At 30.7% G+C, this 12248-nt stretch carries 12 protein-coding genes; all 12 read left to right on the top strand.

What is annotated here, in order from left to right:
• Positions 1-52 precede the first annotated feature (52 nt).
• The 12 genes from KHW44_RS02450 (at position 53) to KHW44_RS02505 (ending at position 12115) form a co-directional block, all read left to right on the top strand.
• Positions 53-745, top strand: coding sequence for a CpsD/CapB family tyrosine-protein kinase (locus KHW44_RS02450; protein WP_304065539.1), 693 nt, complete (start codon positions 53-55; stop codon positions 743-745).
• A 30-nt stretch (positions 746-775) separates the two neighbouring features.
• A complete protein-coding gene (locus tag KHW44_RS02455) occupies positions 776-1576 on the top strand; it encodes a tyrosine-protein phosphatase (RefSeq protein ID WP_304065542.1) in 801 nt (266 codons plus the stop codon).
• On the top strand, positions 1566-1979 hold the full coding sequence (locus KHW44_RS02460) for an SH3 domain-containing protein (RefSeq protein ID WP_304065545.1): 414 nt from the start codon (positions 1566-1568) through the stop codon (positions 1977-1979). The genes KHW44_RS02455 and KHW44_RS02460 overlap by 11 nt, the downstream gene beginning before the upstream one ends.
• 1 nt (position 1980) lies before the next feature.
• Complete coding sequence (locus tag KHW44_RS02465) at positions 1981-3402, top strand: LCP family protein (RefSeq protein ID WP_304065548.1); 1422 nt, start codon at positions 1981-1983, stop codon at positions 3400-3402.
• Between the two features lie 61 nt (positions 3403-3463).
• Positions 3464-4480 carry a UDP-glucose 4-epimerase GalE gene (gene galE, locus KHW44_RS02470; protein WP_304065551.1) on the top strand — a complete coding sequence of 339 codons (1017 nt, stop codon included), beginning with the start codon at positions 3464-3466 and terminating at the stop codon, positions 4478-4480.
• Between the two features lie 112 nt (positions 4481-4592).
• A complete protein-coding gene (locus tag KHW44_RS02475; RefSeq protein WP_304065554.1) occupies positions 4593-5783 on the top strand; it encodes a DegT/DnrJ/EryC1/StrS family aminotransferase in 1191 nt (396 codons plus the stop codon).
• 9 nt (positions 5784-5792) lie between these two features.
• The gene (locus KHW44_RS02480; RefSeq protein WP_304065557.1) at positions 5793-6386 is read left to right on the top strand and encodes a sugar transferase; all 594 of its coding nucleotides are present in this window, start codon (positions 5793-5795) and stop codon (positions 6384-6386) included.
• A gap of 14 nt (positions 6387-6400) precedes the next feature.
• Entirely contained in the window at positions 6401-7597 is a 1197-nt protein-coding gene (locus KHW44_RS02485) for an ATP-grasp domain-containing protein (protein WP_304065560.1), read from the top strand.
• Positions 7587-8840, top strand: coding sequence for a hypothetical protein (locus KHW44_RS02490; RefSeq protein ID WP_304065563.1), 1254 nt, complete (start codon positions 7587-7589; stop codon positions 8838-8840). The genes KHW44_RS02485 and KHW44_RS02490 overlap by 11 nt, the downstream gene beginning before the upstream one ends.
• On the top strand, positions 8840-9835 hold the full coding sequence (locus KHW44_RS02495; RefSeq protein ID WP_102164169.1) for an ornithine cyclodeaminase family protein: 996 nt from the start codon (positions 8840-8842) through the stop codon (positions 9833-9835). Before KHW44_RS02490 ends, KHW44_RS02495 begins: the two co-directional genes overlap by 1 nt.
• Positions 9832-10887, top strand: coding sequence for a sugar-transfer associated ATP-grasp domain-containing protein (locus KHW44_RS02500; protein WP_102164170.1), 1056 nt, complete (start codon positions 9832-9834; stop codon positions 10885-10887). Before KHW44_RS02495 ends, KHW44_RS02500 begins: the two co-directional genes overlap by 4 nt.
• 1 nt (position 10888) lies before the next feature.
• A complete protein-coding gene (locus KHW44_RS02505) occupies positions 10889-12115 on the top strand; it encodes a glycosyltransferase (protein ID WP_304065570.1) in 1227 nt (408 codons plus the stop codon).
• Positions 12116-12248 lie beyond the last annotated feature (133 nt).

Consider the following 12248-nt stretch of genomic DNA (forward strand, 5'->3'; position numbering starts at 1 on the left):
AAATTCAATATACCAGTACTTGGTGTAATACCAGAAATTAAGGAGAAATAGTATGGCGAAAAAACACGCTTATTATGACAATACATCTATGATTGATGAGGCAATCAGAACATTGAGAACAAACTTGTCATTTTCATCAATAGATAAACAATTAAAAAAAATAGTAATAACATCCTCACACCCTAGTGAAGGGAAATCGACAATCGCATTAAAACTAGCTAGATCAATGGCGAAGAATCACCAAAAAGTATTGTTGGTTGATTGCGACCTAAGAAACCCATCAATCGGTAAAATAATGGGAACTCAATTTAATTTGGGGTTGACTAACCTTTTAGTAAAAGGATTGGATTATGATCAAGTGAAAATCACAGATAGCGAGGAAAGTGACCTAGACATTATACTCACAGGACCAACTCCTCCAAATCCATCAGAATTACTTGGATCTGAAAGAATGAAAAAATTATTAGAAAAACTAGAAACAATATATGATGTCATCATATTAGACACACCTCCTGCAGGAATACTTACAGATGCACAAGTATTGTCGACAATGGCAGATGGAGTTTTACTTATAGTAGCGCAAGGTGAAACAAAATACGAAGAAATAGACGTAACTCTTCAAAATCTTAAACATGTTGGAGCCAACGTGTTGGGAACAGTGTTGAATAAAGTAGAAGTTAAAAACAAACACAAGTACGGATATGGATACGGCTACGGATACAAATACGGAAGCAGCCAATCCTAATATATAATATAGAAAAAATTGGAGAAGATTATGATAGATATTCACACACATGTATTGTTTGGATTAGACGATGGAGCACAAAGCCTTGAAGAATCCATGGCAATCATCCACAAATATATAGAAAATGGATATCATGGTGTGGTAGCTACGCCCCATCATTATAACGGAAAGTATTTACCATCAAAAAAAGAAATCATTGAAAGCAGACAAACTATCTTAGACGAACTCAAAAATCAAAACATAGATTTCGAGATATACCTTGGTAATGAAATATTTCTTGATGAAAACACATTACATGAATTGGAAAATCATGAAGTATTCACATTAGCGGATTCAAAATATGTATTAATCGAATTTCCATTCTTGGGAAAAGTTAACTATGCACCTTCTCTAATCTATCAAATTCAATTATCAGGATACATTCCAGTACTTGCACATGTCGAAAGATACCAAGTCACAAAAGAAGAATTTGATTTTATTGAAAAAATTTACAAAGCAGGAGCATTGTTCCAAATAAATTTGAGTTCATTAAAAAATGTATCAAGCCAAGAATATAAAATGGCAAATAAATTACTAGACAAAGATATGGTTCAAATAGTTGGAACGGATACCCACTCTCCAGAAAGAAGAAATCCAGATGTTAAGAAAGAATTGGAATATTTGAAAAATAAAATGGGAGAAGATTGGTATAATGAAGTTGTAATAGAAAATCCACAAAAAATAATACACGATGAATTTATTAGAAAAACTGAAATAGTGGATGAAATCCCTAAAATAAAAAAAGAATCATTCTGGAAGAAAATATTAAGAAGGAATAAAAATGAAAAATAGACTAAAATTTTTGATCATTCTTATGAGCCTAGTTGTAGTAACAACTGGCTGCTACGAACAAGAAACTTACGTTTCTGTGAGGACTCAAAAATCCAAAGATAAAAAAGAGGCAGAGGAAACAGAAAAAGAAGTAGCAGAAAGAATCGAAAAAAATAACGAAGAAAAACCCGAAAATACAGAAAAAACACCAGCTAAGAAAATGGCCACAGTAAACGTGGAGTCATTGAATTTAAGAAAACAAGCTGGAGCTGATCAAAGACTATTGGCATCTATTCCTCAAAACACAGAATTAGAAGTATTAGAAGAAAAATATGTTGATGGAGTCAAGTGGACAAAAGTAAAATACAATGATATGGAAGGATTTGTCCTATCAGAATACGTCAATATAAAAACAGGAGAATAATATGAAAAACAAAGTATTAGCAGTAGTATTAGGAATAATTTCGTTAATAGCATCAGCGTTTTTTTCGTATAATTTGATATCAAACAAATTATTACCTAGCAAATATCAAATAATTATAGTCTCTGGGCTTTTGTTATTAACATTGCTAGTTGTACTATTATTATCCAGACAAAGTATAGTTGCCAAAACTTTTGGAATAATACTTTTTTCAATAATCGTCGCTTCAACAATTACGGGAACTTTTTATATAAACAAATCCATGAAAGCACTTGAAAAAGTTTCTGATTCTGAAAGCATTAAACAAACCAAAGTCAAACTATCATTAGTAAAGTTAAAATCATCTAACCTAGAAGAGCTAATCAAAAAAAATGACTTGGTGACACAGGTATATGAAAAAGAAAACAAAACAGATATTGATACATTTGTTGATGAAATAAATGGGAAAATTAATAAAAACCTTAAAACAACAGATGTTGATTCATATATGTTAGCAGCAAAAAATCTCATAACAAAAAAAACGGATTTTATCGTACTAAATGAAGCATATAGGTCTGTAATTAAAGACTTCATACCAGAATTTGATGAATTAACAGAAGTAGTAGGGGACAAAGAATTTACTAGAATCAACAAGCTTTCAAATCAAGCTGAAGACAAAAATTCGTTTAACCTATATATTTCTGGGATAGATACATATGGTCCTATTGAAACAGTGTCAAGATCAGATGTTAATTTAATAGTTTCAGTAAATCAAGAAACAAGAAAAATTTTGATAACAACAGTACCAAGGGATACTTATGTTCCAATTGCTGGTGGAGGCAACAATCAAAAAGATAAGCTAACACACGCTGGAATATATGGTATTGATTCGTCAATCAAAACACTAGAAAATTTCTTGGATACAAAACTTGATTACTACGCAAAAGTTAACTTCAATACATTAATAGAAGTAGTTGATGTATTAGGTGGCGTGGATGTTGATAACGTACAAACATTTAGTGCAGGTGGATATGATTTTCCAAAAGGAAAAGTTCACTTAGATGGCAAGAAAGCCTTGGTATTCTCCAGAGAAAGATATCATTTAGCTGATGGTGACCATGATAGAGGAAGAAATCAAGAAAGGGTATTAAAAGCCATAATAGAAAAAGCTTCCAGACCAGAAAGCTTACTCAAAACATCACCAATACTATCAATAGCTGAAAAATCAGCACAAACCAACATGTCAAAAGATTTTATGGTTAAAATGATAAACAAAGAAATAGATGCACCAAAAGGATATAACATTGAATCACAAGATTTAAAAGGTACAGGCAAAATGGGACTTCCGTCTTATGCCATGCCTGGATATAGACTATATATGATGGTAGCAGATGATAGTAGCTTGAAGGAAGTAAAAGACAAGATAGAAAACACATTAAAAAATTAAGTCGGAATGGACTAGGTTAAGTCAATTTTAAAATAATTATAGCATTTATTAGGGAGAAAAAATGAGAGTATTATTAACAGGTGGTGCTGGATACATTGGTTCGCACACAGCTGTAGAACTATTAAATAGCAATCATGAAGTTATAATAGCGGATAATTTCACTAATTCAAAACCAGAAGTATTGAACAGAATAAAACAAATAACAGGTAGAGATTTTAAATCATATGATATAGATGTAAAAGATAAAAATAAGTTATCTATAATTTTTAATGAAAATGATATTGATGCAGTAATACATTTGGCTGGTTTTAAAGCTGTTGGAGAATCTGTTTCAACTCCATTAAAATACTATAGAAACAACATCGATACAATATTGACTGTACTTGAATGTATGGAAGAATTTGGAGTAAATAAGATTGTTTTTTCCTCATCCGCAACTGTTTATGGCGAAGAAAACAAATCTCCTAATGACGAGTCAATGAAAAAAGGAACGTGTTCAAATCCTTATGGCTGGACCAAATTCATTATAGAACAAATAATAGAAGATGCAGTACGTTCCAATAAAAATTTATCGGGTGTAATACTACGATACTTTAATCCAATTGGCGCACATAAAAGTGGTTTGATAGGAGAGGATCCCACGGGAATTCCGAACAACCTAATGCCTTATATAACACAGGTCGCAATTGGAAAAAGAGAAAAACTTACAATCTTTGGAGACGATTATAACACTCCAGACGGCACATGCTTAAGAGATTATATTCATGTGGTCGACTTGGCAATTGGTCATGTAAAAGCATTAGAATTTGGTTGCAGCAAAGGGATTAATATTATTAATTTAGGTACAGGAATCCCTTGTAGTGTACTAGAATTAGTTAGTTCGTTTGAAAAAGCAAATAATATTAAAATAAAAAAGGAAATAGGTCCAAGAAGACCTGGAGATTTAGATGAAGTTTGGGCAAATGCTGACAAAGCCGCTGAATCCATAAATTGGAGAGCTACTAGAAGCTTAGAAGACATGTGTAAAGATTCGTGGAAATGGCAGAAAAACAATCCAAAAGGTTACAATAATTCATAGAAGGAGTCGGGCATTTGAGTTTATGATATTTCAAATTTCAGAATTATGATAGCCGGTATTTTAAATTAACAAATTTTCAACTCAAAGAGTATAGATTAATAAAAGGAGAGACATGAAAATTGAATTTTCACCACCTGATATAAGTAATGAAGAAATTAAGGAAGTGATAGATGCTTTAAAATCAGGTTGGATTACAACAGGACCAAAAACAAAAAAATTAGAAAAACAAGTTGCAAGTTTTTGCGAAGCAGATGGTGCAGTTTGTTTAAATTCACAAACCGCATGCGCGGAACTAACTTTACGATTGCTAGGAATTGGTAAAGGCGATGAAGTTATTGTTCCGGCATACACATATACTGCTACAGCATCAGTAGTATGTCATGTAGGTGCTAAGTTAGTTATTGTTGACTCATATCCAAATAAAACAGAAATGGATTATGATAAATTAGAGAATGCTATAACTGAGAAAACAAAAGCGATAATACCAGTAGATGTTGCTGGAATACCATGTGATTATGACAGAATCCATAAAATAGTGGAGAAAAAGAGAGCTATTTTTAAGCCTTGTAATAATATACAAGAAGCGATTGGAAGAATAGCAGTATGCGAAGACGCTGCACATGCATTTGGAGCAAGCTATAAAGGAAATAAGATAGGAAGTGTGTCTGACTTTACATGTTTTAGCTTTCATGCAGTTAAAAATTTTACTACAGCAGAAGGTGGAGCAGTGACTTGGAAATCGATAAATGGAATTAGTGATGAAGACATTTATAAGCAATATCAATTATTTTCGCTTCATGGACAATCAAAAGATGCGTTATCTAAAATGCAAGTTGGCGCCTGGGAGTATGATGTAATAGGACCGTGGTATAAGTGTAATATGACAGATGTTTTGGCATCAATAGGAATAGCTCAGATGAAGAGGTATCCTGATATGTTGATAAAAAGAGAAAGTCTGATAAAGCTATATAACAATTACCTAGATCAATTAGGAATACTTTACTTAGATCATTATTCTGAAGATTATCGTTCATCAGGACATCTATATATAACAAGATTGCTGAAAGATGATGAAAATAAGAGAAATATAATTATTAAAAAAATGGGAGAACAAGGTATTGCATGTAATGTTCATTATAAACCATTGCCGATGCTAACGGCTTATAAGAAATTAGGTTTTAAAATAGAGGATTATAACAATGCTTATGATTTTTATAAAAACGAGATAACTTTACCTTTACACACTCTTCTTTCTGAAAAAGACGTAGAATATATTATAAGTAGTTTAAGAAAATTGTTGTAGGGGGAAATTTTGTTTTATCAAAAATATTTAAAAAGAGTTATTGATTTTCTTGTATCTTTAATTATTTCGCCGATAGTATTAATTGTATGTATTATTTTTGGAGTTCTTATATATATTGAAGATAAAGGGGATATTTTTTATATATCAGAACGAAGAGGAATAAATGGGTCGGTATTTAAAATGTACAAATTGAGATCAATGAAAATAAATTCACCTGACTTGAGAAATCCTGACGGATCAACCTATAACAGCAAAAAAGATGAGAGATTAACGAAAATAGGGAAAATAATAAGAAAACTATCAATAGATGAGTTGCCTCAAATTTTCAACGTGTTAAAGGGTGAAATGTCTTTCATAGGTCCAAGACCAAGTTTGGTGAGTATGAGATATAATGAATTAGATGAATATAGAAAAAAAAGATTAAATGTTTTGCCTGGAATAACAGGGTACAGTCAAGCGTATTATAGAAATACAATATCGCAATCAGAAAAAATAATAAAAGATTGCTGGTATGTAGATAATATTTCGCTCAGTACTGATTTAAAAATTTTAATCAAAACAATTAAAATTGTTCTGTTCAAAACAGGTATTTATAATAGCTAGAGGGTTACTATAGTATGAAAAAAAAGAGAGTATTAGTATTGGGAGCTTCAATTTTGCAAAAACCTTTAATTGACAAGGTTATTGAAGACGGATATTATTTAGGAATAGTTGATTATAATGAAAATGCAGTCTGTGTTGAACAAGCGGACGAGTTTTTTTGTGTTAGCACGACTGATGAAAAAGGTGTATATGAAGTTGCGAAAAAATTCAAGGCTGATGCAATTGTAACAACCGCTACAGATATGCCGGTTAGATCAATAGCTTATTCATCTGAGAAACTAGGTTTAACTTCAATAAGTTATGAATCCTCTCTTAAGGCTACCGACAAGGCGCTTATGATTCAGTCCTTTGAAAAAGACGGCGTACCACATCCGTGGTACTTTGTTTTAGAAAAGGAGAATAATTATGATTATAATCAATATTCTATAAAGTTTCCATGTGTTATTAAGCCAACAGATAGCTCTGGGAGTAGGGGCGTAAAGCTAGTAGATTCAGTAGACAAACTAAACGATGCTATTATATACAGTAAGGGTTTTAGCAGAAACGGATCAGTAATTGTTGAAGAGTACTTAGTAGGACAAGAAATCAGTATAGAAGTTATGTGTATTGATGGAGTTTCAAATATATTAGCAGTTACCAAAAAGGAAACAACGGGTAGTCCGTATTTTGTTGAGCTTGGACATAGTCAACCAGCAAATATTGAACAGAAATTAATGGATGAGTTGAGATGCTTAGTAAGTGCTACCTGTGAGTCTATAGGTGTAAAAAATGGGCCGGCTCATATAGAAGTCATGATTACCAAAGAAGGACCTAAAGTTATAGAAATGGGAGCTAGGATGGGAGGAGACTTCATAACGAGCAATTTAGTACCACTAAGTACAGGAATAGATATGATAGAATTAATGTTAGAAATATCACTGAATGAAAAAGTAGTTTTACCAATAAAAAAACAAAAAGGTTCTGCTATTCGTTATTTTAAAATAAATCCAGGAAAGATAAAAAGTATTACAAGGCTAGACGATGCAAAAAAGCTACCAGGGATAGTAGAAATTGAAATATGTGTAAAAGAAGGAGACAATATTTCAGAAATAAAAAATAGTAGGGATAGAATTGGTCATGTAATAGCAGAGGGAGATAACGAAATTGAAGCTATTGCAAATGCTGAAAGAGCAATTAAGATGATTAAGATAGAGGTTGAAAATGAACGATAAAACTATACTTTTTTTAGGTGCTTCTAATTATTTTCTTGATGCAGCGAAATACGTAAAAGAAAAAGGATATAATTTAATAGCTGTAGACAATCAAGAATTGCCAAAAGCTGTTGTGAAATCAATCGCAGATGAATCTTATTCGATTAGCACAATAGACATCGAAAGCGTTTACGAACTGTGCATTAATAAGAAGGTAGATGGTATATATGCTGGAGCAAGCGAAGTTAACATACCAGTAGCAATTGAATTATGTGAAAGATTAGGCCTACCATACTACACAAATAAGAAACAGTGGGAAATGTCTACAAATAAAAGAATTTTCAAAGATAAATGTATAGAACACGGAATTAATGTAACAGAGACATTTGATATCGGGGATGACAAGCTAGATGATATGAAGTACTATCCTTTAGTTACTAAGCCAGTGGATAACAACGGATCAACTGGAATAAGTATTTGTAAAAACAAAGAACAACTAAAGGCAGGTATCGAAAAGGCGTTAGACAATTCGAAATCAAAGAATATTTTAATTGAAAGATATATTCCATCAGATAGCGTAATCATACAATATACAATTCAAGACGGAATAGTAAAATATTGTGGTATGAGTGACAAGAAATCAAAAAAAATAGAAGAAAACGCAGCGCCTGTTATGGCACTACAAGTATTTCCTTCCATCCATGAGGCAGAATATTTAGAGAGCACAAATGCGAAAGCTATAAAAATGATAAAAGATCAGGAAATCGAATATGGTGCTATATGGATTGAATCTTTTTATTATGAAAATAAATTTATTTTCAATGAGATAGGATTCAGATATGGAGGTTCATTGACTTACTATCCAGTAGAGTATTTTTATGGTATAAATCAGATGAAGATACTTATTAATCATTCGTTATATGGAAATGGACTATATAAGAATTTTGATGATATTACTGAAGTAAATCACGATAAGAACAAATTATATTCAATTTTACCTATACAAATTAAACCTTGTACTATAAAACAAATAAGAGGCATAGATAGATTGCGACAAATACAAGGAGTTCATGAATTTGTTCAATCACACTCAATAGGAGATACTATACCAGCTTCAGGGACTACACTACAGGTGTTTGGATATTTGCATGTTACGGGCAATACGATTGAGGAAATTAATGATACACTTAAAAAGTCGAAAGATGTACTAGATGTAAGTGACGAAAATGACGAAAATATGTTGTTTACAATTTGGGAGATATAATGAAAGACAAATTCCTATATATATCATCTGAAGATATATATTCATTGATAAACGAAAATTATGATTATATATTATCAACAGTTCAAGAAGCGTTATTGTTAACTCAATCTGACACTGTAATACAACATGATAAAACATCGCTAATAATAGATGAAAGAACTCAGAACAGAATTAACTGCCTTCCTGCTACTATTTTAGATAAAAACATTTCAGGGATAAAATGGATATCAGTTTTTCCATCTAATAAGAAAAAAGAAATAGATAATGTTGAAGGATTTACTTTGTTGTCTGAAACAGAAACGGGAAAGCTTAAAGCAATATTAAATTCATCATTAGCAACTAGTCTAAGGACTGCAGCTGTTGGAGCAATTGCTGCTAAGTATTTGGCTAAATCAAATTCAAAGGTTATAGGATTTATTGGTGCAGGTGAAGAAGCTAAAGCTCACTTTAAATTAATAAAATGTGTCATTCCAGAAATAAATACATGCTATTTTTCTTCAAGAACAAAAACTAAAATTACAGATTTAATTAATGAGTTAGAGAAGCTTTATCCAGATGTAAAATTTATTAATTCATCGAATGATTATGAAGAAGCTGCTAGTAATAGCGACATAATAATTACAGCCATTAGTTCCCAAGAGAAGGTCTTGAAGAAAAAATGGATAAAAGAAGGAAGCTTGTACATTCATGTTGCAGGACTTGAAGATGAATTTGATGTAGCATTAAGCGCAAATAAGATTATTTGTGATAGTTGGGAATGTGTAAAACATAGGACGCAGACAATTTCACAGATGTACAAAAAAGGATTATTGAAAGATAGCGATATATATTCTGACCTTGTTGACATAATAAATGGAAGAAAAAAAGGTAGAGAAAGCAATAATGAATTTATTTACTTCAATTCTGTAGGATTAGCTCTTATAGATGTGTGTCTAGCAAATAGTTTATATGAATTGGCAGTTGAATACGATAAAGGAAATTGGATTGTAAAATGAAAAAAAATGATAAAACCGACAATCATACTCAGAAAATTACAGGATATAATAGTTCAAGAGGAATTGAATATATAACTGTTCATTTAAAAAAATATAATTTATTGCAAAAGTACTTTATAGAAGAAAATGTCGGCTTTTTTAAAAAAATTTATATTATTTTAGATTTTATACGGTGTACACTACGATACGGATGTGGAATAAATGATTATTTTCAATATAAATTTTTCTATAGAAGATCATATGATAGAAAAAAATTTATTGTAGCTCGTAAATGGAAAAAAATAGTGACTATTTGTAATGGAAAATTAAAAACTAAAGAGTTTGATGATAAGAGCATATTTTACCAAAATTACACTGAATTTCTTGGGAGAGCTTGGATAGATTTAAGCAAAGCAACATATGATGAGTTTCATGAGTTTGTGGTTAAATTCCCGGTTTCTATGTATAAGGTAAAAGATGGTAGCGGTGGAAATGGAATAGGAATACTAGATTACGATGCAATATCAGACTTGAAGCAAAAGTATTTGGAATTACGTGCTATGAATGTAATTTTAGAAGAATTAATTATACAGAACCAAGAAATGTCAGATTTCAATCCGTCATCAGTAAATACATTAAGAGTTGTTACTATAAATACAGGTAAAACTATTGAAATAATGAACGCTGTATTTAGGTGTGGAAATGGAAAAGGATGCACAGATAATTTTCATCATTTAGGACTTGCGGCACTAATAGATATAGATACTGGAATAGTATATACACAAGCAATAGATAAAAAAAATAATAGATATATATTTCACCCAAGATCAAACAAACAAATAGTAGGATTTAAAATTCCATACTGGGAAAATGTGCTTGAAACAGTCAAAAGAGCTGCTGATGTTAATAAAAATATTAGATATGTAGGTTGGGATATAGCTATAAAAAATGATGGAACTATTTGTATTATTGAAGGTAATAGCGCATCAGATCCAGATGTTGTTCAAATGCCTGATCAAATAGGGAAGCTACCATTTTACTCTAAAGTATTAGATAAGTTAGAAAGGAAATAGAATGACATTAATAATAATTTCTGACTTTATGCAGGATGAAATTTATCTAAATGAAGAAGTAAAATATTATGACGAGAAAGATAAAATATTTTTTTTCACAGTAAAAGGCCATGAATATAGTAATACGCATATAAACATTCCTAGCTATTTCAAAATTGGCAAGTTAGGTATACATTACAATTCAATTATTCATAGGATTACATGTTTAATAAGAAGTATTTTCAGGAAAGATATGATTAGTGAATTAAAATATATGGTAGAAACGAAAAAATTAACTTTTAATTCTCTAAAACGTCTTTTCTTATTTTCATCTAAAAGCGAATTGGTATTAAGTAATATAAAAAAAGTATTTGATAAAAATCAAATGTTAAAGACAGAAAATCTTATTTTTTATACATATAGGGTAGGGTTTTCTAGCTTGGCCTGCTGCCGATTAAAAGATATTTTTCCTAATGCTAAGGTTGTATCTAGATGTCATGCGCAAGATATATTTGAGTTTAGAAATAAGGAAAATTATTTGCCATATAGAAGCTATCTATACAGTAGAATTGATGAAATACATTGTATATCAGAAGACGGAATGAGATATCTAGAAAATTATGATGAATTAAATAAAAAAACCTTTCTTCATAGACTAGGTACAAAAGAAATAAAACTTAATAACAAAATAAATAATAGAAATTTTGTAATATTAACATGTTCTAGAATTGCTAGAATTAAGAGAATTCATGTTATAGCAGGTGCTCTTACAAATATAAAAGATGGATACATCAAGTGGGTGCATTATGGAGATGGAGACGAAAAATACTTAGAAGAAATAAAAGACATTATTAAAAATTGTGGACAAAATATTTCAGTAGATTTTAGGGGATTCTGCGATAATGATAAATATTTGAACATTATCGAAAACGAAGAATTTTCAGTATTCATTAATGTTAGTGAATCAGAAGGGTTACCTGTTTCTATAATGGAAGCGGAATCTGTAGGTATGCCAGTAATCGCTACAAATGTAGGTGGCACATCAGAAGCTGTAATTAATGGAGAAAATGGGATACTCTTAGATGCTAATTTAACAGAAGAACAATTAATAGAAGCGATTTTAAAAATCAAGTTTATGGATTCTAACTTGTATAATACTTATAAATACAATTCAAGAAAAATATGGGAAAAAAAATTTAGAAACTCAGTAAACTATAAGGATTTTATAAATCATTTAAAGGAGATTTGATGAATAATTTATCAGATATAAGTAATAAAAGCAGACAATTTAATGCAAAATACATTATAATATCTATTATTACTCTATTGATATTTTTTATTATTTCAGTAGTTAGTGAAACTAATACTTTATTTTTTTTAGT

Source organism: Finegoldia magna (assembly GCF_018371055.1).
Taxonomy (GTDB): domain Bacteria; phylum Bacillota; class Clostridia; order Tissierellales; family Peptoniphilaceae; genus Finegoldia; species Finegoldia magna_I.